Genomic DNA, 23,435 nt, shown 5'->3' on the forward strand with positions numbered 1-23,435 from the left:
GAAGCGCCGGGGGTTGAGGTTGGGTGGGAACGCAAAAAAGCCCCGGTTTCCCGGAGCTTGTTCACTGTCTGAGCTTTTCTTGGCTGGGGTACCAGGACTCGAACCTAGACTAAATGAACCAGAATCACTCGTGCTGCCAATTACACCATACCCCAAAAGTACCCCCGACCGGATTCGAACCGGCGCTACCGCCTTGAGAGGGCGGCGTGCTAGGCCGCTACACAACGGGGGCCCTAGCTCGAATGAGAGTACCCCCGACCGGATTCGAACCGGCGCTACCGCCTTGAGAGGGCGGCGTGCTAGGCCGCTACACAACGGGGGCTTGTCTCATTCATCTATGCAATTGTCAAGAATTGCGTACCCCCGACCGGATTCGAACCGGCGCTACCGCCTTGAGAGGGCGGCGTGCTAGGCCGCTACACAACGGGGGCTTTGCTGCACTTGCGTACTGCGCTGGGGTACCAGGACTCGAACCTAGACTAACTGAACCAGAATCAGTCGTGCTGCCAATTACACCATACCCCACCAGAGTTCAACCCCCTTGCGGGGATCTTCCTCGGTGTCTTGCGCCTCCCTGCCCGGGCGGCGCAGAAAGAACATTACCCGACGCCCCGCCCGGCTCCAAAATCGATAACCGCAGGCCGTCCGCCGGACACCTGTGGGCCAGGTCGGGGACCTGGCCCACAGGGGGGTCGGACGGGGCCTCAGGGGGCCGCTGGGGCCGTCAGGAGGCCGGGAGCAGGTCGAGGGCGGCGGTGAGGCGGCGGAGCGTCTCCTCGCGGCCCAGCAGCTCCATCGACTCGAACAGCGGCGGCGAGACCCGACGGCCGGTCACCGCCACCCGCAGCGGGGTGAAGGCGAACTTGGGCTTGATGCCCAGGCCGTCGACCAGGGCCTCGCGCAGCGCGGCCTGGATCGGGTCGGGGGTGAAGTCCGCCAGCTCGGTGAGCGCCTTGATCGAGGCGTCGAGGACCGGCCGGGCGTCGGCGGTGAGCACCTTCGCGGCGTCCTCGGGGTCGACCGCGAAGTCGGCGGGCGCGACGAACAGGAAGCCGGCCATGGTGACGATCTCGGAGAGGACGACCATCCGCTCCTGGGTGAGCGGCGCGACCTTGCCGAGCAGGTCGAGCTGCTCCGCGGTGGGCTCGGCGGGGAGCAGGTCGGCGGCCTGGAGGTAGGGCACCAGGCGCTTGACGAACTCCTCGGGGGCGAGCCGGCGGACGTGCTCGGCGTTGAGGTGCTCGGCCTTCTTGAGGTCGAAGCGGGCCGGGTTGCCGTTGACGTCGTCGATGTCGAACGCGGCGACCATCTCGTCGATGTCGAAGATGTCGCGGTCGTCGGAGAGCGACCAGCCCAGCAGCGCCAGGTAGTTGAGCAGGCCCTCGGGCAGGAAGCCGCGCTCGCGGTACAGGTTGAGGGAGGCCTGCGGGTCGCGCTTGGAGAGCTTCTTGTTGCCCTCGCCCATCACGTACGGCAGGTGGCCGAAGCGCGGGGTGGTGCCGTTGCCGACGCCGATGTCGGCGAGCGCGGCGTAGAGGGCGATCTGGCGGGGCGTCGAGGAGAGCAGGTCCTCGCCGCGCAGGACGTGGGTGATCTCCATCAGGGCGTCGTCGACCGGGTTGACCAGGGTGTACAGCGGGGCGCCGTTGGCCCGGACGATGCCGTAGTCGGGGACGTCCTTCGGGTCGAAGGAGATCGGGCCGCGCACCAGGTCGTCGAAGGTGAGGGTGGTGTCGGGCATCCGGAAGCGGAGGATCGACGCGCGGCCCTCCTGCTCGTAGACGGCGACCTGGTCGGCCGTCAGGTCGCGGCAGTGGCCGTCGTAGCCGGAGGGCTTGCCGGCGGCGCGGGCGGCCTCGCGGCGGGCGTCCAGCTCCTCGGTGGTGCAGTAGCAGCGGTAGGCGTGGCCGGCCTCGTGGAGGCGGTTGGCGACGTCCGCGTAGACGTCCATCCGCTGCGACTGGCGGTAGGGGGCGTGCGGGCCGCCGATCTCGGGGCCCTCGTCCCAGTCGAAGCCGAGCCAGCGCATCGCGTCGAGCAGCTGGTTGTAGGACTCCTCGGAGTCGCGGGCGGCGTCGGTGTCCTCGATGCGGAACACCAGGGTGCCGCCGTTGTGGCGGGCGTAGGCCCAGTTGAAGAGCGCCGTGCGGACCAGGCCGACGTGCGGGTTCCCGGTCGGGGACGGGCAGAAGCGGACCCGGACGTCGGGGTTCTTCACAGACACGGTTGCTGCATCCTTCATCGCTTGACGACCTTGTTGGCGAGGGTGCCGATGCCTTCGACGGAGACGGCGACCTCGTCGCCGATGTTCAGGGGGCCGACGCCCGCGGGGGTGCCGGTGAGGATGACGTCGCCCGGGAGCAGGGTCATCGCCTCGGAGATGTGCACGATCAGCTCGGCGACCGAGCGGGCCATCTGGGAGGTGCGGCCGGCTTGGCGGAGCTCGCCGTTGACGGTGCAGGTGACGGCGAGGTCGGCGGGGTCGAGGTCGGTCTCGATCCACGGGCCGAGCGGGCAGGAGGTGTCGAAGCCCTTGGCGCGGGCCCACTGGCCCTCGCGCTGCTGCACGTCGCGGGCGGTGACGTCGTTGGCGCAGGTGTAGCCGAAGATCACTTCGGGGACCCGGTCGAGCGGCACCTCGCGGCACATCCGGCCGATCACCACGGCGAGTTCGGCCTCGTACTGCACGTCCGAGGAGAACGGCGGGTAGGCGATGGACTCGGTGGGGCCGATGACGGCGGTGGAGGGCTTGAAGAAGGTCAGCGGGACCGGCGGGACCTCGTTGCCCAGTTCGGCGGCGTGGTCGGCGTAGTTGCGGCCGACCGCCACGATCTTGCTGGGCAGCATCGGGGCCAGCAGCCGGACGTCCTGCAGCCGGTGGGTCTCCCCGGTCGGCTGGGGGGTGCCGAAGGGGTGGCCGGCGAGGGTGTGCACCACCAGCGAGTCGGGTTGTGCGGCGTCCCCCTCGATGATTCCGAAGGAGACCGAGCCCGCCGCGGGGCTCCCTTCACGGACGGAGAACCTGGCGATACGCACAGCCCTGCAACCTCTCGGTTCGTCGGCCGCCCGGACGCTCCCGGGCGGTTGCCGAGCCCGCAGTACCGGGCCCGGCTGTGACACCAGGTTATCGGCGTGCCGGTCAGTCCTGCGGCAGGCGGGGGGCCGGGGCGGTCATCAGCACGGTGCGGCGCGGGTTGGCGGTCGCGGCGGGCAGCTCGGCGGCGTAGGCGCGGGCGGTGCGCTCGCCGAAGCCGGGCAGCTGGGAGAAGTCCGCGACGGAGGCCAGGGTGGTGCGGCGCGGGTTGGCCGTGGAACGGGTGGCCGTCGTGGTCGGCTCGGACATTTGCGTCAACACCTTGTTTCGCTCGAACGGACTTTTGCGCGGGTCTGCGGCTGGGCAGGCTCCGGTCAACCCTGCCAGGTTAGGGAGCCCATTCCACAGCGGCCGTGACCAAAGCTATACATCGGGCTGTGAGTTTGCTCACAATTACTGTCCCAAACTGCATGGAAGTGACGATTCCGGACCAATGGAAGAAAGCACCATTGGGGATATCCCGGACATTTGCCGCACAAACTGATCTTCCTCGTGCTTGACATGGCTGCGGCGAGTGTCCGAAAAGGACCGTATTCCGGGCGGGAAGCACCACGGAACGTGAGTCGCCGCACGCGGTGGGTAGCCCTGGACACCGTGTCGTAACGGCCCTTGTTGGACTTCCCACGCTGTGCTGGAATGCCACGGAAAAACTCGACACCGCCCTACTCTCCGCCCGGCGGGGAAGGGCGCCCGGTCCAGAGGTTGCGACGCCAGTGCAGGGACGTTTCAAGAGGGGCAACGGCGCCGCGGGTGAGCCGGAGGCGCGGGAGCCCGTGGCCGGCCCGCACCAGGCGGCACCGACGCCAGGCCAGGGCGAGCGACCGTTCGGCGCCCCCGCCGTGGCCGCGGCCGACAGCAGTGCCCCGGGCGCCGCGAGCGCGCCCAAGCAGGAGGACGGCAGCGCGCCGGCCGACAAGCAGAGCCGCCGCGCCAGACTGCGCGGCACGCTCAACCGCCGTCGCGCCACCGGCATGAGCCGCTTCGCCATGCGCAACTGGCGGATCCGGACCCGTCTGATCGCCCTGCTGTTCCTGCCCGTGGCAGTCTCGCTGGTGCTGGGCGGTCTGCGCGTGCAGACCTCCATGGAGAACTCCCGCCAGCTGTCCCAGATGAGCGACCTGGCCGAACTGGCCCGCAACGCCACCGCGTTGGCCAACGCCCTGCAGTACGAGCGGGACGTCTCGGCCGGCCCGCTGGCCGCCGGCGGCACCGCCGACAACGACCCCGAGATCGCCGACGCGTACAAGCAGACCAACACGCTGTCGAAGACCTTCAACGCCAGCGCGGACAAGTTCGACAACCTCGACCTGGCCGGTTCCAAGACCCTGCTGCTGCAGGTCCGCAAGGACCTCAACACGCTCCCCCGGGCCCGTACCGGCGCGTTCAAGAGCCCCGACAACATCCAGGCCACGATCACCAACTACGACGTGATCATCAAGGACCTGATCGGCGCCACCCAGGACATCGCGATCACCTCGAACTCCACCGAGCTGATCAAGACCACCCGTGCGCTGTTCCAGTTCTCGACGGCCAAGGAGTACACCTCGATGCAGCGCGCGCTGATCAGCGCCGCGCTCGCGAACCCGGGCGGCCCGTCGATGTCGGCCTCCGACGAGACCTTCGGCGTCCGCCTGATGAGCTCCGAGGACAACGCGCTCGCCAACTTCACCGCCATCTACGGCGAGGGCGAGGCCCGCTCGCTGCGGGCCGCGATGAGCTACAACCAGGTCGTCGCCGAGGCCGACCGGTTCTCCAAGGCGGCGCTGAACACCAACGGCATCAAGCAGACCGAGAACTCGTCCTACAAGGACTGGTTCGACAAGTCGACCGCCAAGGTCAACGCCGAGAAGACCATCGAGAACAACCTGCTCAACGTCCTCGACGGCAAGGCCCAGGCGCTGCAGTCCGACATCGACACCGAGTCGGTCATCAACGCCTCGCTGGTCGCCCTGGTGCTCGTCGTCGCCATCGCCGGCGCCGCCCTGGTGGCCCGCTCGATGGTGCGCTCGCTGACCCGACTGCAGTCCGCGGCCGAGGACGTCGCCGAGCGCCGCCTGCCCGAGCTGGTCAAGACGCTCTCCGAGAGCGACCCGCACGACGTCGACGTCACCGTCGAGCCGGTCGGCATCGACTCCGCCGACGAGATCGGCCACGTGGCGCACGCCTTCGACATGGTGCACCGCGAGGCGGTCCGACTGGCCGCCGAGCAGGCGCTGCTGCGAGGCAACATCAACGCGATGTTCACCAACCTGTCGCGCCGCAGCCAGGGCCTGATCCAGCGCCAGCTGTCGCTGATCTCCGAGCTGGAGAGCCGCGAGGCCGACCCGGACCAGCTGGCCTCGCTGTTCAAGCTCGACCACCTCGCGACCCGCATGCGCCGCAACGGCGAGAACCTCCTCGTCCTCGCGGGCGAGGACCCCGGCCGCCGCTGGACCCGCCCCGTCCCGCTGGTCGACGTGCTCCGTGCCGCCGCCTCCGAGGTGGAGCAGTACGAGCGCATCGAACTCGCCTCGGTGCCCACCGCCGAGGTCGCCGGACGCGTCGTCAACGACCTCGTCCACCTGCTCGCCGAGCTGCTGGAGAACGCCACCTCGTTCTCCTCCCCGCAGACCCGGGTCCGGGTCACCGGCCACGCCCTGCCGGACGGCCGGGTGCTGATCGAGATCCACGACACCGGCATCGGCCTGTCCCCCGACGACCTCGCCGACATCAACGAGCGCCTGGCCAACCCGCCGGTGGTGGACGTCTCGGTCTCCCGCCGCATGGGCCTGTTCGTGGTCGGCCGCCTGTCCCTGCGACACGGCATCCGGATCCAGCTCCGCCCGTCCGACTCGGGCGGCACCACCGCGCTCGTCATGCTGCCGGTGGACGTCACCAACTCCGCCGAGCGGCGCGGCAACCGGCCCGGCCAGGGCCCCGGGGCCGGCCAGGGCGGACGGCAGCAGCGCGGCGTCGCGCCGACGCCGCGTCAGCAGGGCCGCCCGGCGGGCGACCTGCCCGGTCAGCGCACCGCGCTCGGCCAGGCCCCCGCGGCCGGCGGCCAGGGCGGCGGCCGTCCGCAGCTCGGCCAGGGCCCGATGGGCGGCAGCCCCGACCTGTTCACCCCGGGCGGCGCGCCGTCCGGCCCGGCGGGCACCGGCAGCCGGCGCGGCCCCGCCGAGGCGCCCGCGCAGGGCGGCGGCTTCGGCCCCGGCGGCGCGTTCGGCACCGGCCCGGCCCAGGGCGGCCGTACCGGCGGCGGGCTGCCGACCCGTTCGGTCGGCCAGTCGCTGCGCGACAACCCGGCGCCGGGTGCGTCCGGTCCGGCGGCCCCGCCGGCCGGTCCGGGTGCGGGCGCCGGTGCGCCGGCCGGTGGCGGGCTGCCGCCGCGGCGGGTGCCGGGTGCGTCCGGTGCGCCGGGTCTGCAGGGCGGGCCGGGCGGGCTTCCGCCGCGCCGTCCGCAGGGCCCGCAGGGTGGTCCGCAGGGCCCGCAGGGTGGTCCGCAGGGCCCGCAGGGTGGTCCGCAGGGGCCGCAGGGCGGTCCGCGTCGTCCGCAGGGCGGTCCCCAGGGGCCGCAGGGCGGCCCCGAGCGCACCCGTCCGACGGAGGGCCAGGGCCGTCCGGCCCCGGAGATCCGTCCGGTGCCCGAGAACCGTCCGGGCGGGGAGCCGACCCAGCACGGCCGCGCCGAGCAGCAGCCGCAGCCGCCGGCCCGCCGTCCGCTGCCCCCGCAGCAGCCGGTCGCGCCGCTGGAGGCCGCGCCGGCCGACCAGCCGGGCGGCTTCGCCCGGCCGCGCTTCGAGGCGTCCGACATCGACCCGCGCGACCCGCTGGGCCTCGGCCTGGTGGAGCCGGTGCTGCCGGACCCGGTGGGCCAGGGCGGCATGCCGTCCGTGGCGCCGCAGGAGCGTCCGGCCCCGCAGCAGTTCGCGGAGCGGCCGCAGCCGATGGCGCTGCCGACCGCCGGCGAGTCGAGCGGCGCCCAGGCGCCGGCCCGTGAGCAGGTCCGTTCCCGGGGGTACCAGCCGCAGCGGCCCGGTACCAGTGCGCCCGGGTTCGCCCCGCAGCAGTCCCGGCCGGCCCCGCAGGCGCAGGCCCCGCAGGCTCCGCAGGCGGCGCGTCCGCAGCAGCAGCCGCAGGGCGAGCCGTTCCAGCAGGGCGACCCGTTCCAGCCGCAGCGGCCGCAGGGCATGCCGCAGCGGCCGGTGCCGGGCGGCCCGCAGGGTGCGCCGCAGCGCCCGGCCGCGGAGCGGCCCGCCGCGCCGCAGCAGCCGCAGCCCCAGCAGCAGCCCGTTCAGCAGTCCCCGGCCCAGCAGCCGCAGCAGCAGCCCGCCGGTCCCGGTCCGGACGCCCCGTGGCGCCCGTCCGCGAACGACGAGCGCTGGCGGCGGGCCGAGCAGATGCGCGAGCCGCAGACCGACGGCCTGACCACCTCGGGGCTGCCGCGCCGCACCCCGCAGGCCAACCTGGTCTCCGGCAGCGCCGAGGCCAGCCCGCTGACCGGCCCGCAGGTCTCGCGCAGCCCGGAGGAGGTGCGCGGCCGGCTGACCAACCTGCGCCGCGGCATCCAGCAGGGCCGCCAGGCCGGCGCGCAGCAGCCGGGCTCCGGCCGTCCCGCGTCGCAGCAGCGACCGGGCTTCGACTTCGGCGGCACGTCCGAGGGCCACCGGGGAGCCCAGTTCGACGCCGATGGCAACAACGGCTTCGGCCCCGAGCACCAGGAGCGTTGAGTTGAGTCAGATGATGAGCCAGGCCGCCCAGAACCTGAACTGGCTGATCACCAACTTCGTGGACAACACCCCCGGGGTGTCCCACACGGTGGTGGTCTCGGCCGACGGTCTGCTGCTGTGCATGTCCGAGGGCTTCCCCCGGGACCGCGCCGATCAACTGGCCGCGGTCGCCTCCGGGTTGACCTCGCTGACCTCCGGCGCCAGCCGCATCTTCGAGGGCGGCGAGGTCAACCAGACCGTCGTGGAGATGGAGCGCGGGTTCCTGTTCCTGATGGCGATCAGCGACGGCTCCGCGCTCGCGGTGCTCGCCTCGCCGGACTCCGACATCGGCCTGGTCGGCTACGAGATGGCGCTGCTGGTCGACCGGGCCGGCGCGGTGCTCACGCCGGCCCTGCGGGCGGAGCTCCAGGGCAGCCTGCTGCACTGACGGCCGGCCCCGTTCCTTCGGCTCCTCTGCACCACCCTCACCGTGCCGGATCCGCTGACCCCGGGTCCGGCACACCCACCCCCAAGTCTTCGCCGTTCGGTGGCTGACATCCGGTCAGCCGGCTGGCCCTCCGGGGCTCCGGCGGCGAACGACTGCAGCACAAGGAGGACGCATGCCCCCGACACCCGCCGGCAATTACGGCACCGGGTACGGAAACGGCTACGGCGGCCAGCAGTCGGACGGCTACGAGCAGCAGCCGCTGGTCCGCCCGTACGCCATGACCGGCGGACGTACCCGGCCGCGCTACCAGCTGGCCATAGAAGCGCTGATCTCGACCACGGGCACCAACCCGCCGGGCGCCCTGCTGCCCGAGCACGCCCGGATCGTGGCGCTGTGCCGTGAGGTCAAGTCGGTGGCGGAGATCTCCGCGCTGGCGGGAGTCCCGCTCGGGGTGGCCCGCATCCTCGTCGCAGACCTGGCGGAAGCCGGTCTGGTCGCCATCCACCAGCCCGCCGCGGCGGGCGAGTCGGGCGGTACGCCTGACGTCACGCTGCTCGAAAGGGTCCTCAGTGGACTTCGCAAGCTCTAACGCGGCCGCCCCCAGCCGCGCCACCACCTCCGCCAAGATCGTCGTCGCGGGCGGATTCGGCGTGGGCAAGACGACGCTCGTCGGCGCGGTCTCCGAGATCAACCCCCTGCGCACCGAAGCCGTCATGACCTCGGCCTCCGCCGGCATCGACGACCTCAGCCACGTCTCCGGCAAGACGACCACCACCGTCGCCATGGACTTCGGCCGCATCACCCTCGACGAAGACCTCATCCTCTACCTCTTCGGCACCCCCGGACAGGACCGCTTCTGGTTCATGTGGGACGACCTCGTCCGCGGCGCCATCGGCGCCGTCGTCCTCGTCGACACCCGCCGCCTCGCCGACTGCTTCCCCGCCCTCGACTACTTCGAGAACAGCGGACTCCCCTTCGTCGTCGCCCTCAACGGCTTCGACGGACACCAACCCCACACCGCCGACGAAGTCCGCGAAGCCCTGCAGTTGAACGCCGACATCCCCATCATCACCCTCGACGCCCGACGCCGGGACAGCGCCAAGAGCGCCCTCATCACCCTCGTCGAACACGCCCTCCTCGCCCGCCTGCGGTGAGGGGCGCGAGGCCCGACCGGGGGCGCGCGCCAAGGATGGTTCGCGTCCCCCGGTAACAGTTCGACAGACATTTGCCGGACCCTGCTGACAGCGTGTAGCCGATCGGCTCCGGTCCGCGCCAATGACTCCGGGCTTTGCGCGAGTTCAGCCGTAAATGTCCGCTTTCCGCCCCGGGCCTGCGGGGCGGAGGAGCCGTTTGTCCGCTTCTCCGGCTCGTGTTGGAATTCCAGCTACCCCGTAGTACCCGCAGCGGGCCGCGGCCCGTCGGGGGGTAGCCGCCGGATAGATCCATGGCCGCCAGTCGGTCGAGAGGTTGTTGTCGAGTGAGGCGTAAGCAGCCAGTCACCCCGCAGCGGCGCTCCGAGCCCCGCCAGCAGGAACCGGTAAGCGGCCAGACCACCGGTCAGTTCGCCGCGTTCACCGCGGCCGAGGACCGCGGCGAGCCGCAGCGCACCGCCCCCGCCGCAGCCGGCGACGGCGCCGACCGCCCCGGCGGCAGGCCCGAGGCCCCGCGCAAGGCCGGCCGGGCCGACTTCCTGTCGCCGCTGAACTGGCGGGTGCCGACCCGTCTGGTCGCCATCCTGGTCATCCCCGTGGTGATCGCGCTGGTCTTCGGCGGCCTGCGCGTCAACACCTCGCTGGACGAGTACAACAGCGCCGACCGCGCGGTGCGCGTCGCCAAGGTGGCGAGCGCCGCGACCAAGCTGGCCGACGCCCTCGAACAGGAGCGCGACGAGAGCCTGGTGCCGCTGCTCACCGGCCAGGGCGACCAGGGCGAGGTGAAGAAGCTCCGGGACCGGACGGACCAGGCGCTGACCGAGTACCGCGCCGCCTTCGCCAAGATCAAGGACGACCCGACGGTCGCCCGCCGCAACAGCCAGTTCGAGTCGATGGCGGTCTTCCTGCCGCACCTGCGGCAGAACGCCTACAAGCCGGAACTGTTCGCGACCGCGACCGTCAACGCGTACTCGCTGCTGTTCGCGCCGCTGCTGTCGATGGACAACTCGGTCGGCTTCGGCTCCTCCAACGTCACCTCCAAGGGCCGCGCCATCTACGCGATGTCGCTGGCCAAGGCGTCCGCCTCGACCCAGCGCGCGCTGATGCTGCACCTGCTGGTCGGCCTCGGCGTCGGCGGCGTGGACGGCCACGAGGGCCAGGACCTGATCCAGGGCCTGCTGGTCGCCAACAAGCTGGAGCAGACCGCGCGCGACGAGTTCAACACCGCCTCCAGCGAGGAGGAGGTGAAGGTCTACTCGGACGCCGAGGTCGCCCAGGCCACCGCCGACCAGCGCCTGCCGCTGCGCATGCCGGACGGCCACACCATGCCCAGCATGGGCGCGCTGCTGATGGTCGGCATGAGCTACGGCAACCAGCTGGCCACCTCCGCCTCCGACCGCGACGCCGCCGCCCGGATCATCAACGCGGCCGGCGCCGACGGCCTGACCCGCCCGCTGTGGGACCAGGCCACCAAGAGCCACATGAGCGCGCTGCGCGCGGCCGAGGGCGAGCTGCTCGACCAGGTCGTCGCCGACGCCCAGAGCATCAAGGACCGGGCGTTCACCGACTGGGTGCTCAACGCGCTGATCGTGATCGCCTCGCTGGTGCTGGCCGGTCTGCTCACCGGCTACATCGCCCGCTCGATGATCCTCGGCATGCGGACCCTGAACACCGCCGCGCTGGACATCGCCAACCACCGTCTGCCGGAGCTGGTCGACAAGCTCTCCAAGACCGACCCGGAGCGGGTCGACACGGCGGTCGCCCCGATCCCGCTGCACGGCAAGGACGAGATCGGCGAGGTCGCCCGCGCCTTCGACCAGGTCCACCAGCAGGCCGTCGCCCTGGCCGCCGAGCAGGCGCTGCTGCGGGGCAACGTCAACGCGATCTTCACCAACCTGTCGCGCCGCAGCCAGGGCCTGATCCAGCGCCAGCTGGCGCTGATCACCGACCTGGAGAACAACGAGGCCGACCCGGACCAGCTGGAGAACCTCTTCAAGCTGGACCACCTGGCCACCCGCATGCGCCGCAACGGCGAGAACCTCCTCGTCCTCGCGGGCGAGGAGCCCGGCCGCCGCTGGAACACGCCCGTCCCGCTGGTCGACGTGCTGCGTGCCGCCGCCTCCGAGGTGGAGCACTACGAGCGCATCGAACTGGCCGGCATCCCCGAGGCCGACGTGGTCGGCCCCGCCGTGACCGACCTCGTCCACCTGCTCGCCGAGCTGCTGGAGAACGCCACCTCGTTCTCCTCCCCGCAGACCCGGGTGCTGGTCAACGCCACCGGCCTGCCGGACGGGCGGGTGCTGATCGAGATCCACGACAAGGGCATCGGCCTGACCGCCGAGGACTTCGCCGAGATCAACGAGAAGCTCGCCGAGCCGCCCACGGTGGACGCCACCATCTCCCGCCGGATGGGCCTGTTCGTGGTCGGCCGGCTGTCCCAGCGGCACGACATCCGCGTGCAGCTGCGCCCGTCCGGCGAGTCGGCCGGCACCACCTCGCTGGTGATGCTCCCGCAGCAGCTCACCCAGCTGGTGCGGATGCCCGAGCCGCAGGGCGAGGAGTTCACGGTCTCGCGGATCTTCGAGCAGGAGCCCACTCCGGCCGAGTGGTCCTTCGAGGCCCCGGAGCGCACCGCCGCCGAGCTCGGCTTCGACGACCACCTGCCGACCCGCGGCGTGGCCGGCGGCAACGGCTTCTCCCCCGCGCTGGAGTCCATGCAGCGCTCCCAGCGCCTGGAGGAGCGCCGCCGGGCGGCCCTGGAGCTCGGCCCCGGCGCCTCCGCCGGCGCCGAGGAGCCGATGGAGGCGGAGATCCTGGAGTCGCCGTACGGCGCCCCCGAGGAGTACCCGGCGGACGGCGGCCACCCGGCCGAGAACGGCTACCAGGGCGAGAACGGCTACCAGGCCCCGTACGGCGACGAGTTCCGCCGTCCGGAGTCCGACCCCTTCACCGCCCCGTACGAGCCCCAGCAGGCCGCCCAGGACGACCCGTACGGCTACCAGGACGCCGGCTACGGCCGTGACCCGTACACGCCCGCCGAGCACTACCAGGACGACCCGTACGCGCCCGGGCAGTACCAGGCCCCGTACGCGCCGGCCGGCTACCAGGAGGACGCGTACCAGAACGGGCAGCAGTACGGCGAGGAGTACCAGCAGCCGTACGCCGCCGGGCAGTACGCCGACGACTACGCCCAGCAGGACTACCAGCAGCAGGAGTACGGCTACGAGGAGCCCGCCGGGCACCCGTACCCGGCCGAGGAGCCGCCGGCCCTGCCGCCGGCGCCCGAGACCACCAGCAGCGGCCTGCCGCAGCGCCGTCCCGGCCAGCAGCTGGCCGGCGCGGGCGGCGGGCAGAGCGCCGCGGAGACCCCGAACTGGTTCACCGGCGCGAAGGACAACTCCGCGCCCGTCGAGACGCGCGGCCACGACGTGTCGGCGCTCGGCGGCTACGGCCCGACCGGTCCGACCGCGGCGCCCAGCGAGTGGGAGTCGCCCAACGACGGCGACTGGCAGCGCGCGGAGAAGCTGCGCGAGCCCTCCAGCTCCGGCACGACCCCCTCGGGCCTGCCGCGCCGGGTGCCGCGGCAGAACCTCGTCCCGGGCAACGCCAAGCCCACCCCGCAGGAGGGACCGCAGGTCTCGCGCGACCCGAACGAGGTCCGCGGCCGCCTGACCAACCTGCGCCGGGGCGTCGAGCAGGGCCGCCAGGCCGGCGGCGACTCCGGAACCACCGGAACTTTCCGCATCGACCCCGACCAGGGGGCGTACGGTGATGGACCGCACAACAGCAGCACCGATCTCTTCGGCGGCTCGAACCAGCAGGAGCGTTGAGTTGACCCAGATGAGCCAGGCCGCACAGAACCTGAACTGGCTGATCACCAATTTCGTGGACAACACCCCCGGGGTGTCCCACACCGTGGTGGTCTCCGCCGACGGTCTGCTGCTGTGCATGTCGGAGGGCTTCCCCCGGGACCGCGCCGACCAGCTCGCCGCCGTCGCCTCCGGACTGACCTCGCTGACCTCCGGCGCCAGCCGCATCTTCGAGGGCGGCGACGTCACCCAGACCGTGGTCGAGATGGAGCGGGGCTTCCTGTTCCTGATGGCGATCAGCGACGGCTCCGCGCTCGCGGTGCTCGCCTCGCCGGACTCCGACATCGGCCTGGTCGGCTACGAGATGGCCCTCCTGGTGGACCGCGCGGGCGCGGTCCTGACGCCCGCTCTTCGGGCCGAACTCCAGGGCAGTCTCCTGCACTGACGGTTCGTCGGATACCGTCCTGGTATTCGAAAGACCTCATTGCCCGTCCCGAGGTCGCTTCGGCGGCCTCGGGACCGGGCGTTGTACGGCCTTCGCACCACCGGCCCCGGCGCTCCTCCGGCGACGCGGCCGCCTACGCACCGCCGCACCCTTTGAGGAGATGAACCGTGACACCGCCCGACCACAGTGGCCAGTTCGGCGTCCCGTACGCGGGCTCCGGCCACGACGCTTTCGGGACTCCCGGCGTCGGCCACGGTCAGCAGCAGCAGTACGCGCCGCAGTTCAACAACGGTGGCCAGTCGTACCTGCCCCCGCAGTCCGACCCGCGCTGGTTCCAGCAGCAGGACGGATACGGCCAGGCCTACCCCGGCCAGGAGGCGTACCCGCACGACCCCGCCGACCTGCCGCACCGCTACGAGGCGCCGCACACCGAACAGCCTTACGAGGACGACGGGTTCGACGACCACGAGGACTCCGGACCGCTGATCCGCCCGTTCGCCATGACCGGCGGACGTACCCGGCCGCGCTACGAACTGGCGCTGGAAGCCCTGGTTTCCGCGTCGGTCGACCCGGCCCGGCTCGCCACCCTGCTGCCCGAGCACCAGCAGATCTGCTCGCTGTGCGCCTCCGACGTCAAGTCGGTGGCAGAGATCTCCGCCCTGCTCGGCCTCCCCCTGGGGGTGGCCCGCATTCTCGTGGCGGACCTGGCCGAGGCCGGCCTGGTCGCCATCCACCAGCCCGCAGCCGGCGGTGAATCCGGCAACCAGCCCGACGTCACGCTGCTCGAAAGGGTCCTCAGTGGACTTCGCAAGCTCTAACGCGGCCGCCCCCAGCCGCGCCACCACCTCCGCCAAGATCGTCGTCGCGGGCGGATTCGGCGTGGGCAAGACGACGCTCGTCGGCGCGGTCTCCGAGATCAACCCCCTGCGCACCGAAGCCGTCATGACCTCGGCCTCCGCCGGCATCGACGACCTCAGCCACGTCTCCGGCAAGACGACCACCACCGTCGCCATGGACTTCGGCCGCATCACCCTCGACGAAGACCTCATCCTCTACCTCTTCGGCACCCCCGGACAGGACCGCTTCTGGTTCATGTGGGACGACCTCGTCCGCGGCGCCATCGGCGCCGTCGTCCTCGTCGACACCCGCCGCCTCGCCGACTGCTTCCCCGCCCTCGACTACTTCGAGAACAGCGGACTCCCCTTCGTCGTCGCCCTCAACGGCTTCGACGGACACCAACCCCACACCGCCGACGAAGTCCGCGAAGCCCTGCAGTTGAACGCCGACATCCCCATCATCACCCTCGACGCCCGACGCCGGGACAGCGCCAAGAGCGCCCTCATCACCCTCGTCGAACACGCCCTCCTCGCCCGCCTGCGCTGACAGACCCGGGCATGGCCACGCCAGAAGGGGGCGTGCGGAGCCTTCCGCACGCCCCCTGGGCACTTCTTCGCACCAGCCGCCGCTACGGCTGCTGATCGGCCCTCAGCAGGCCGTAGGTGTACGCGTCCTCCAGCGCCACCCAGGACGCCGCGATCACGTTGTCGGCGACCCCGACCGTCGACCAGGTCGCGGTGCCGTCGGTGGACTCGATCAGCACCCGGGTCTTCGAGCCGGTGCCGTGCTGGCCCTCCAGGATGCGGACCTTGTAGTCCACCAGCTCCAGCTTGGCCAGCGGCGGGTAGATCGGCTCCAGCGCCGCCCGCAGCGCCTTGTCCAGCGCGTCCACCGGGCCGTTGCCCTCGCCGGTGGCGACCTTCCGCTCGCCGCGCGCCCACAGCTTCACGGTGGCCTCGTTGCCCGCCCGGCCCTCCGGGCCCTGCTCGCTGATGCTCCGCCAGGACTCCAGCTCGAAGAACCGCCGCCGCTCGCCGCCGTTCACCTCGTCGCGCAGCAGCAGCTCGAAGGAGGCGTCCGCCGCCTCGTAGGTGTAGCCCAGGTTCTCCTGCGCCTTCACCCGGGCCACCACCCGGCCCGCCAGGTCGCGGTCGCCGTCCAGGTCGTAGCCCAGCTCCTTGCCCTTCAGCTCGATCGACGCCCGGCCGGCCATGTCGGACACCAGCATCCGCATGGTGTTGCCGACCAGCTCCGGGTCGATGTGCTGGTAGAGGTCCGGGTCCACCTTGATCGCGGAGGCGTGCAGGCCCGCCTTGTGCGCGAACGCCGAGAAGCCGACGTACGGCTGGTGGGTGGACGGGGTCAGGTTCACCACCTCGGCGATGGCGTGCGAGATCCGGGTCATCTCGCCGAGACTGCCGGCCGGCAGCACCCGGCGGTCGTACTTCAGCTCCAGCGCCGCCGTCACCGGGAACAGGTTGGCGTTGCCGACCCGCTCGCCGTAGCCGTTCGCGGTGCACTGCACGTGGGTGGCGCCCGCGTCCACCGCCGCCAGGGTGTTGGCGACCGCGCAGCCGGTGTCGTCCTGCGCGTGGATGCCGAGGCGGGCGCCGGTCTCCGCGAGCACGGTGGCGACGATCTCGCGCACCCCGGACGGCAGCATGCCCCCGTTGGTGTCGCACAGCACGACGACGTCCGCGCCGGCCTCGTGCGCGGCCCTGACCACCGCCAGCGCGTAGTCGGGGTTCGCCCGGTAGCCGTCGAAGAAGTGCTCGCAGTCGATGAACACCCGGCGGTCCTGGGAGCGCAGGAACTCCACGCTGTCCCGGACCATCTCCAGGTTCTCCTCCAGCGTGGTGCGCAGCGCCAGCTCCACGTGCCGGTCGTGGGACTTCGCCACCAGCGTCACCACCGGCGCGCCGGACGCCACCAGCGCCAGCAGCTGCGGGTCCTCGGCGGCCTTCCCGCCGGCCCGGCGGGTCGCCCCGAACGCCACCAACTGGGCCTTCCTCAGGTCGAGTTCGGCCTGCGCGCGGGCGAAGAACTCGGTGTCCCGGGGGTTGGCGCCGGGCCAGCCGCCCTCGATGAAACCGACACCGAACTCGTCCAGGTGGCGCGCGATGGCCAGCTTGTCCGCGACGGTGAGGTTGATCCCCTCGCGCTGGGCGCCGTCGCGGAGCGTGGTGTCGAAGACGTGGAAGCCGTCGTGCGGACGGCTGTTGGCCTCGGTCATGGCCCTGGGTTCTCCGTTCGGTGGAGTTTCTGCGTTTCTGCCGGGATCGTGATCCGGCTCCACTGTCCAGCATCCCGCGCGCACCCCCGGTGTCTCCGGCCCCCTCGTGAGGGCCCGGGCCGGTCCGGGACAAAACAAAAGACCCCTCGCGGGTGCGAGAGGTCTGCGCGCGGGTCTGGACGCTGGTGGTCGCTCCGCGGTCAGGGTGTTGCCACGGAAGCGGTCACTGCGGACCGGCGCGCCTGCTGCTAATAATCAGCGAAAGCGAGGACACCCTCGCAGTCTTGCACACACCATCTCCACCGGCGGAACCCGTCTCGCCATCCGGAACGGGTGCTCCCGAGCTGGGACGCACCCGTTCCCCGGTGGCGTCAGACGATCTTGTGGAGCCAGTGGTGGGTGTCCGGGCGGTGGCCGCCCTGGATGGCGAGGAGGGCCTCGCGGAGCTGCATGGTGATGGGGCCGGGCTCGCCGGTGCCGACGGTCCAGTCGGCGGTGGCGGACTTGACGTGGCCGACGGGGGTGATGACGGCGGCGGTGCCGCAGGCGAAGACCTCGGTGATGGTGCCGTCGGCGTTGCCCTGCTTCCACTCGTCGGTGGAGATCTTGCGCTCCTCGGAGCGATAGCCGAGGTCGTTCGCGAGGGCGAGCAGCGAGTCGCGGGTGATGCCGGGGAGGAGGGCGCCGGAGAGCTCGGGGGTGACGACGGTGGCGTTCTCGCCCTCGCCGACGACGAAGTACAGGTTCATGCCTCCCATCTCCTCGACCCACTTGTGCTCGGCCGCGTCCAGCCAGACCACCTGGTCGCAGCCCTTGGCGGCGGCCTCGGCCTGGGCGACCAGGGAGGCCGCGTAGTTGCCGGCGCACTTCGCCGCGCCGGTGCCGCCCGGCGCCGCGCGCACGTAGTCCTCGGACAGCCAGACCGAGACGGGCTTGACGCCGCCGGGGAAGTACGCGCCGGCCGGCGAGGCGATGATCATGAAGACGTAGGAGTTGGCGGGCCGCACACCCAGCCCGACCTCGGTGGCGAACATGAACGGCCGCAGGTAGAGGCTCTGCTCGGCCTGGTTCGGCACCCACGCCTGGTCCTGGGTGACCAGCAGTTCGACGGCCTCGACGAAGGCCTCGACGGGCAGCTCGGGCATCGCCAGTCGGCGCGCGGAGGCCTGGAAGCGCTCGGCGTTGGCCTCCGGGCGGAAGGTCGCGATCGAGCCGTCGGCCTGGCGGTAGGCCTTGAGGCCCTCGAAGATCGCCTGGCCGTAGTGCAGCGTCATGTTGGCCGGGTCGATCTCCAGCGGCGCGTACGGCGTCAGCTGCGCGTCGTGCCAGCCGCGACCCTCGGTCCACCGGATGGTCACCATGTGGTCGGTGAAGATCCGGCCGAAGCCGGGGTTGGCCAGTCGGGCCTCGCGCTCCGCGTCGGACAGCGGCTGCGCCGAGGGCTTGAGGTCGAACGTGATGGGCGCCTGGGTGGGCGTGCTCATGGCTGTCTGTCCTTCACCGTGGGTTTTGGCTGGGCCACCGCCGGGCGGAGGAACGCATGACGGCACGGCCCACTGTCGATACTCGCATCCAGAGGGCCGTGCCGAACAGCCGGGAGGCTGTACGTCTATGAACCGGCCCGTCGGCCGGAGTTGTTGTCCGGCCGGTCAGCCCGCTACTCGGGCGGCGAGCGCGTCGCCGACCTCGGAGGTGGACCGGGCGCCGGCCCGCTCGGTGAGGTCCGCGGCGACCGCGGCCTCGACCCGGGCGGCCTCGGCGGCGAAGCCGAGGTGCTCCAGCAGCATGGCGACCGAGAGCACGGTGGCGGTCGGGTCGGCCTTGCCCTGGCCGGCGATGTCCGGCGCGGAGCCGTGCACCGGCTCGAACATCGACGGGAACTCGCCGCTCGGGTTGATGTTGCCGGACGCGGCCAGGCCGATGCCGCCGGTGACGGCCGCGGCGAGGTCGGTCAGGATGTCGCCGAACAGGTTGTCGGTGACGATCACGTCGAACCGCTCGGGCTGCGTGACGAAGAAGATCGTCGCCGCGTCCACGTGCAGGTAGTCGGTGGTGACCTCGGGGAACTCCCGGCCGACCTGCTCGAAGATCCGGGTCCACAGGTGGCCGGCGTGCACCAGCACGTTGTTCTTGTGCACCAGCGTCAGCTTCTTGCGCGGACGGGCCTGGGCGCGGCGGTAGGCGTCCCGGACGACCCGCTCGATGCCGAACGCGGTGTTCAGCGAGACCTCGGTGGCGACCTCCTGCGGCGTACCGGTGCGCAGCGTGCCGCCGTTGCCGACGTACGGGCCCTCGGTGCCCTCGCGGACCACCACGAAGTCGATCTCCGGGGTGCCCGCCAGCGGCGACTTCACGCCCGGGAACAGCTTGCCGGGACGCAGGTTGATGTGGTGGTCGAAGGCGAACCGCAGCTTCAGCAGCAGCCCCCGTTCCAGCACCCCGGAGGGCACGCTCGGGTCGCCGATCGCGCCGAGCAGGATCGCGTCCTGCCCCTTCAGCTCCTCCAGCACCGCGTCCGGCAGCGTCTCCCCCGTGCGGTGGTACAGCCGGGCCCCGAGGTCGTACTCGGTGGTCTCCAGCTTCACCTCGGAGGGAAGGGCGGCACGAAGCACCTTGAGGCCCTCGGCCACGACCTCCTGGCCGATGCCGTCACCCGGGATCACTGCGAGACGAATGGTGCGAGACATGCCTGGGACAGTACAACCGTCCCAGGCCCTGAGCACGCGCCGTCCACCATCCGGACGGGACGTCAGTCCAGCTCGACCTCGACCGGGAACGGGACGTCGAGCTTGAGGACGCCGTGATGGATGCCCACGAGACCGTAGGCGCTGGTCGCCGGGTCCAGCTCGTAGACGTGGACGACTGTCCGGCCGTTGTCGTTCTCCACCCGCCAGAAGTGGCGGATGCCGGCGGCGGCGTACTTGCGGGGCTTGACCTCGCGGTCTCGTTCCACCGACTCCTCCGTGACCACCTCGACGGCGAGCAGGACGTCCTCCGCCCGGCAGAAGGTGGTCTTCGGTCCCCATCCCGGCCGCGAGTCGACCACCATCAGGTCGGGCTCCAGCCGATTGCGCGCGTCGAGCGTGACGGTCATCGAGCGCCAGATCTCCCAGGTCGGCGGGGCGGCGGCCACCAAGGGCCGCTCCAGCAGGCCCAGGGCCCGGATCTCCCATGTCGTGCGCCGGGCGGTGAAGATCAGCGACCCCGCGATCAGCTCGGTGCGCGGTGGGGCGTCCGGCAGGCGGTCGAGGTCGTCCGCCCGGTATCCCTCGACGGGCGGGCGGATCCACTCGGGGTACGGAGTGAGGTCGTCCACGTGGTCAGCGGCCTTTCGAAGTGAGGATCTGGACGCGGTGCCCGACCCGGTTCAGGTGGTGGAGCAGGAGGGCGTCCGGCAGCGGGGTGTGGAGGATCTCGCCGGGGCGGGCGGGGTGCAGGACGGGGGTCGGGCGGGTGAGGTCCACGGGGTAGGGGCCGAGGGGCTCGGCGGGGTCGAGTTCGAGGGTGTAGTGGAGGTCGGTGGCCGGCGGGAGGGCGGCGAGGCGGACGGGGAGCAGGAGGGTGTCGGAGTCGAGCATCGCGGTGTCGGTGTCGCCCCAGCGGCCGTTGAGCGGCTGGACGTCGAGCTCGGCGCCGGTGCGCGCGTCGAGGGTGCGGGCGATGAGGACGTCGCTGCCGGGGAGGCGGTCGGCGAGGACGGTCGCGTCGGGCTCGCCGTCGCCGTCGAGGTCGAGCGAGGCCCGGACGGGGTGCGCGCCGGCGGGGGTGGCGACGGGCGCGGGGCGGACGGCGGCCAGCCAGAGCATGCCCCGGTCGTCGACGGCGGCGGCCGCGTACCGCAGCTCGCCGGCGCCCTCGCCGCCGGGTTGCAGGACGGTGAGCAGGTCGGCCCCGGCGACGCCGAACGCGGCGGGGGTGCCCTGTGCGGCGGCGTCGGTCGCGTGTCGCGGCGCGGCGAACAGCGGGACGCGCAGGGCGGGCAGGTCGGCGTCGGCGGGGGTGAGGACGAGCCGCCCGGAGAGTTCGGACCGCCAGGTGCGGGCGTGCCCGCCCTGTTCCAGGTCGAGGGTCGGGTCGGGGGCGCGGCCGAGGGCGGGCGCGAGCCGCAGGGTGACGGTGACGGTCGCGGTGCCGTGCGGCGGCAGGACGACCCGGGCGGGTGACAGCGCGAAGGACGCGCCGGGCACCTCGGTGGATCCCGAGTACCCGACTGTGTAGGCGAGTTGGCGCTCGCCCAGGTTGCGGACCGCCACCTCCCGGGTGGCCGTGTGCGCGCCGACCGCCTCGACCGCCCCGAACGAGACCCCGACCGCGCCCTCCGCCTGGGTGCCGTACGCGAGCGCGGGCGTGCGGACGGCCTCGTCCACCCGGACCCGGCCGCTGCCGGCCCGTTCGGGGCCATAGGTCGGGCCGGTCCGGTCGTCGTGCGGGTAGGTGTCGGCGGCGGTGTTCATCAGCGCGGCCTTGATGTCGGCGGCGCTCCGGTCGGGGTGCGCGGCGCGGACCAGCGCGGCCAGGCCGGCCAGGTGCGGGGCGGCCATGGAGGTGCCGTCCGCGCGCTGGCCGGCGTTTCCGCTGCCGGCCTTCGCGGACCAGACGGTCTCGCCGGGCGCGGCCAGGTCGGGTTTGACGACGCCGTCGACGCCGATGCCCCGGGAGGTGAAGGAGGCGAGGGTGTCGGTGCGCCCGGGCTGGTCCTGCGGGACGGTGCCGTGCAGCGGGTTGCCGGGGGTGGCGAGCCGTACCGTCACCGGCCCGTCCCGCAGGGCGGTGAGCAGGCGTTCGGCGTCGGCGGGGGCCAGGATCGCGGCGGGGATGCGTTCGTCGCCGGCGATCTCGCCGAGGTTGTCGCTGTCGGCGGCGTACAGGGCGCCGATCGCCCCGGCGTCGGCGGCGTGGTCGGCGCGGGGTGCGGAGCCGCAGGCCCGGTCGGGGTCCTTGGTGGCCCAGCGCAGGACGGCGATCTTTCCGCGCAGCCGCTCCGCGTCGGCCACGTCGAACGCCGCGCAGCCGTCCGAGTCGCCTTCGGGCACGGCGAGTTCGCCACTGACCGAGGCCGTGTCCCACTGGGTGTACCGGCCGCTCCAGTGCGCGGGGACGGTCCCGGCGAGGGCGGCGGGGGCGAGCACGGTGATGCCGTCGGCGTCGCCGTGCGGGTCGACGGAGGCGGCGGCGGTGAGCACCCGGGCGGCGGTGCCGGGGCTGCCGCCGGCGCCGTACAGGTCGCCCTCGTTGCCGGACGCGGCGACCACCACGGCGCCGAGTGCGGCGAGCCGGTCGGCGGCGAGCGAGTCGGCGTCGTCGGGGGTGCCGAAGGGGCTGCCGAGGGAGAGGTTGACCACGTCGAGGCGGTCGGAGAGGTCGCCGTCGCCGTTCGGGTCGGCGGCGAGGTCGAGGGCGGCGGCGAGCTGGTCGGTGGAGCCGTGGCAGCCGAACACCTTGATGGCGTACAGCTGGGCGCCGGGGGCCGCGCCGGGGGCGACCTTGAAGGCGGCGGGGTCGAGCCCGGGCCGGTAGGGGCCGGTGTAGGGCCTGCCGTCGGCGGTGACGCCGAGGCCGGCGGCGGTGCCGGCGACGTGGGTGCCGTGGCCGTTGGCGGCGCAGTCGAGCGGGTTGTCGTCGGGGTGCGGGACGGGCTGGTGGTCCTCGGCGCCGGGGTCGGGGTCGTAGTCGTCGCCGACCAGGTCCTTGCCGCCGACCACCTTGCCGTTGGGGAACAGTGCGGCGGGCGCGGGCGCGGCGCCGTCCACGGCGCGGTAGGCCTCGGGGGTGCCGGGGCCGCCGAAGTCGGCGTGGGTGTAGTCGATGCCGGAGTCGACGATGCCGATCCGGACGCCTTCGCCGGTGTTTCCGGCGGGCCCGTCCCAGATCGCGGGGGCGCCGGTGAGCGGCACCGAGTGGCCGTTGGCGCGCTGCTTGAGGGTGACGGGGTGGACGGCCCGGACGCCGGGGAGGGCGGCCAGGCGCGGGAGTTGGCCGGCCGGCAGCCGCAGCGCGAGGGCGCTGACCAGGGTGCGGGTGCGGTACAGCGGGCGGGCGGCGGGGACGGCGCGCCGGAGCGCGGCGGTGAGCTCGTCCAGTGAGCGGTCGGCGGCCTCCCGGCCCGAGCGGCCGGCCGCGGCCGCGGCGCGCCTGGCCTGGTCGGGGGTGCGGCGTTCGGTGCGGGCCTCGTCCTGGGCGCGCCGCCAGGCGGTGGCGGCGGGTTCGGCGGCGAGTTCCACCAGTACGGCGGTGGTCGGCCCGGGTGGCGGGGCGGCCGTCGCGGGGGCGGTCGGGGCGAGCAGGGCGAGGGTGGCGAGGAGGCCGAGGGCGGTGCGCACCCGCCCCAACCTAGGAGTCGCCGCCGGTCGGGGCGCGGCCGTTCACCGCATGGGTGACGGTAAGTCACCCGATCGGTGCACCGGCCGCGTCGCGGCTCAGTGTTCGGCGGGCCCGCCGTTGTCGCGGCGGTCGAGGGCGCGCTGGAGGGCGGCGGCGGCCCGCGGGTCGGCCTGGGCGCGGCGGCGACGGCGCTGGACGGCGGCGACGGCGGCGGTGGCGGGAGTGCTGGGGGCGGTGGTGCGGTCTGCGACGAAAGGCATACCGGGCTCCTGGGAAGGGGGGCGCAGCAGCGCGCGAGGGTGGAGGTGAACGGGTACGCCTGGCAGGGGTCGCCTGCCGCACCGCGTACGTGCACACGGGCCACGCGCCCCGGCGTTGCGGGGGTGGCGCACCGTATGACTACTCCACA

At 72.6% G+C, this 23,435-nt stretch carries 17 protein-coding genes and 5 tRNA genes; 8 read left to right on the forward strand and 14 right to left on the reverse strand.

What is annotated here, in order from left to right:
* Nucleotides 1-80: 80 nt before the first annotated feature.
* The 8 genes from ACWEMJ_RS07340 to ACWEMJ_RS07375 form a co-directional block, all read right to left on the reverse strand.
* Nucleotides 81-155 (reverse strand) — tRNA-Gln (locus ACWEMJ_RS07340).
* A gap of 4 nt (nt 156-159) precedes the next feature.
* Nucleotides 160-232, reverse strand: a tRNA-Glu gene (locus tag ACWEMJ_RS07345).
* 17 nt (nt 233-249) lie between these two features.
* Nucleotides 250-322: transfer RNA gene (locus tag ACWEMJ_RS07350), tRNA-Glu, on the reverse strand.
* A 36-nt stretch (nt 323-358) separates the two neighbouring features.
* Nucleotides 359-431, reverse strand: a tRNA-Glu gene (locus ACWEMJ_RS07355).
* Between the two features lie 22 nt (nt 432-453).
* Nucleotides 454-525: transfer RNA gene (locus ACWEMJ_RS07360), tRNA-Gln, on the reverse strand.
* Between the two features lie 199 nt (nt 526-724).
* The gene (gltX, locus tag ACWEMJ_RS07365) at nt 725-2,242 is read right to left on the reverse strand and encodes a glutamate--tRNA ligase (RefSeq protein ID WP_452135993.1); all 1,518 of its coding nucleotides are present in this window, start codon (nt 2,240-2,242) and stop codon (nt 725-727) included.
* Entirely contained in the window at nt 2,239-3,036 is a 798-nt protein-coding gene (locus ACWEMJ_RS07370; RefSeq protein WP_452135994.1) for a fumarylacetoacetate hydrolase family protein, read from the reverse strand. The genes gltX and ACWEMJ_RS07370 overlap by 4 nt, the downstream gene beginning before the upstream one ends.
* 103 nt (nt 3,037-3,139) lie before the next feature.
* Complete coding sequence (locus ACWEMJ_RS07375; protein WP_452135995.1) at nt 3,140-3,343, reverse strand: hypothetical protein; 204 nt, start codon at nt 3,341-3,343, stop codon at nt 3,140-3,142.
* 590 nt (nt 3,344-3,933) lie between these two features.
* Between ACWEMJ_RS07375 and ACWEMJ_RS07380 the strand changes: the two genes are divergently transcribed.
* The 8 genes from ACWEMJ_RS07380 (at nt 3,934) to ACWEMJ_RS07415 (ending at nt 15,018) form a co-directional block, all read left to right on the forward strand.
* The gene (locus ACWEMJ_RS07380) at nt 3,934-7,803 is read left to right on the forward strand and encodes a nitrate- and nitrite sensing domain-containing protein (protein WP_452135996.1); all 3,870 of its coding nucleotides are present in this window, start codon (nt 3,934-3,936) and stop codon (nt 7,801-7,803) included.
* Nucleotides 7,804-7,816: 13 nt separating this feature from the next.
* Nucleotides 7,817-8,230: a roadblock/LC7 domain-containing protein gene (locus ACWEMJ_RS07385; RefSeq protein ID WP_097236138.1), complete on the forward strand. Its 414-nt coding sequence runs from the start codon at nt 7,817-7,819 to the stop codon at nt 8,228-8,230.
* 172 nt (nt 8,231-8,402) lie between these two features.
* The gene (locus ACWEMJ_RS07390) at nt 8,403-8,819 is read left to right on the forward strand and encodes a DUF742 domain-containing protein (protein ID WP_452135997.1); all 417 of its coding nucleotides are present in this window, start codon (nt 8,403-8,405) and stop codon (nt 8,817-8,819) included.
* Entirely contained in the window at nt 8,800-9,384 is a 585-nt protein-coding gene (locus ACWEMJ_RS07395; RefSeq protein ID WP_035866431.1) for a GTP-binding protein, read from the forward strand. The genes ACWEMJ_RS07390 and ACWEMJ_RS07395 overlap by 20 nt, the downstream gene beginning before the upstream one ends.
* A 323-nt stretch (nt 9,385-9,707) precedes the next feature.
* Complete coding sequence (locus ACWEMJ_RS07400; RefSeq protein WP_452135998.1) at nt 9,708-13,211, forward strand: nitrate- and nitrite sensing domain-containing protein; 3,504 nt, start codon at nt 9,708-9,710, stop codon at nt 13,209-13,211.
* Between the two features lie 10 nt (nt 13,212-13,221).
* Nucleotides 13,222-13,635: a roadblock/LC7 domain-containing protein gene (locus ACWEMJ_RS07405; RefSeq protein WP_035873526.1), complete on the forward strand. Its 414-nt coding sequence runs from the start codon at nt 13,222-13,224 to the stop codon at nt 13,633-13,635.
* A 167-nt stretch (nt 13,636-13,802) separates the two neighbouring features.
* Nucleotides 13,803-14,453 carry a DUF742 domain-containing protein gene (locus ACWEMJ_RS07410; RefSeq protein ID WP_452135999.1) on the forward strand — a complete coding sequence of 217 codons (651 nt, stop codon included), beginning with the start codon at nt 13,803-13,805 and terminating at the stop codon, nt 14,451-14,453.
* Nucleotides 14,434-15,018 (forward strand): GTP-binding protein, encoded by a 585-nt coding sequence (locus ACWEMJ_RS07415; RefSeq protein WP_035866431.1) that lies wholly within the window; start codon nt 14,434-14,436, stop codon nt 15,016-15,018. Before ACWEMJ_RS07410 ends, ACWEMJ_RS07415 begins: the two co-directional genes overlap by 20 nt.
* 82 nt (nt 15,019-15,100) lie before the next feature.
* Here ACWEMJ_RS07415 and cimA read toward each other — a convergent pair whose 3' ends face one another.
* The 6 genes from cimA to ACWEMJ_RS07445 all read right to left on the reverse strand — a co-directional run bounded on the left by cimA (nt 15,101) and on the right by ACWEMJ_RS07445 (nt 23,286).
* Complete coding sequence (cimA, locus tag ACWEMJ_RS07420; RefSeq protein ID WP_452136000.1) at nt 15,101-16,705, reverse strand: citramalate synthase; 1,605 nt, start codon at nt 16,703-16,705, stop codon at nt 15,101-15,103.
* A 371-nt stretch (nt 16,706-17,076) separates the two neighbouring features.
* Nucleotides 17,077-18,189, reverse strand: a complete 1,113-nt coding sequence (locus ACWEMJ_RS07425) for a branched-chain amino acid aminotransferase (protein ID WP_452136001.1) — start codon at nt 18,187-18,189, stop codon at nt 17,077-17,079.
* A gap of 165 nt (nt 18,190-18,354) precedes the next feature.
* Nucleotides 18,355-19,392 carry a 3-isopropylmalate dehydrogenase gene (locus ACWEMJ_RS07430; RefSeq protein ID WP_452136002.1) on the reverse strand — a complete coding sequence of 346 codons (1,038 nt, stop codon included), beginning with the start codon at nt 19,390-19,392 and terminating at the stop codon, nt 18,355-18,357.
* Nucleotides 19,393-19,454: 62 nt separating this feature from the next.
* Complete coding sequence (locus ACWEMJ_RS07435; RefSeq protein WP_452136003.1) at nt 19,455-20,021, reverse strand: Uma2 family endonuclease; 567 nt, start codon at nt 20,019-20,021, stop codon at nt 19,455-19,457.
* Nucleotides 20,022-20,025: 4 nt separating this feature from the next.
* Nucleotides 20,026-23,025 carry a S8 family serine peptidase gene (locus tag ACWEMJ_RS07440; protein WP_452136004.1) on the reverse strand — a complete coding sequence of 1,000 codons (3,000 nt, stop codon included), beginning with the start codon at nt 23,023-23,025 and terminating at the stop codon, nt 20,026-20,028.
* A 96-nt stretch (nt 23,026-23,121) separates the two neighbouring features.
* Nucleotides 23,122-23,286, reverse strand: a complete 165-nt coding sequence (locus ACWEMJ_RS07445) for a hypothetical protein (protein WP_452136005.1) — start codon at nt 23,284-23,286, stop codon at nt 23,122-23,124.
* Nucleotides 23,287-23,435: the final 149 nt, after the last annotated feature.

This window comes from Kitasatospora sp. NPDC004531, assembly GCF_053602195.1.

Bases quoted from the DNA above. Each gene is read 5' to 3' on its own strand.
- ACWEMJ_RS07375 (WP_452135995.1), bottom strand. From the start codon at position 3,343: ATGTCCGAGCCGACCACGACGGCCACCCGTTCCACGGCCAACCCGCGC.
- ACWEMJ_RS07445 (WP_452136005.1), bottom strand. From the start codon at position 23,286: ATGCCTTTCGTCGCAGACCGCACCACCGCCCCCAGCACTCCCGCCACC.
- ACWEMJ_RS07385 (WP_097236138.1), top strand. From the start codon at position 7,817: ATGAGCCAGGCCGCCCAGAACCTGAACTGGCTGATCACCAACTTCGTG.
- gltX (WP_452135993.1), bottom strand. From the start codon at position 2,242: ATGAAGGATGCAGCAACCGTGTCTGTGAAGAACCCCGACGTCCGGGTC.
- ACWEMJ_RS07430 (WP_452136002.1), bottom strand. From the start codon at position 19,392: ATGTCTCGCACCATTCGTCTCGCAGTGATCCCGGGTGACGGCATCGGC.
- ACWEMJ_RS07425 (WP_452136001.1), bottom strand. From the start codon at position 18,189: ATGAGCACGCCCACCCAGGCGCCCATCACGTTCGACCTCAAGCCCTCG.
- ACWEMJ_RS07405 (WP_035873526.1), top strand. From the start codon at position 13,222: ATGAGCCAGGCCGCACAGAACCTGAACTGGCTGATCACCAATTTCGTG.
- cimA (WP_452136000.1), bottom strand. From the start codon at position 16,705: ATGACCGAGGCCAACAGCCGTCCGCACGACGGCTTCCACGTCTTCGAC.
- ACWEMJ_RS07390 (WP_452135997.1), top strand. From the start codon at position 8,403: ATGCCCCCGACACCCGCCGGCAATTACGGCACCGGGTACGGAAACGGC.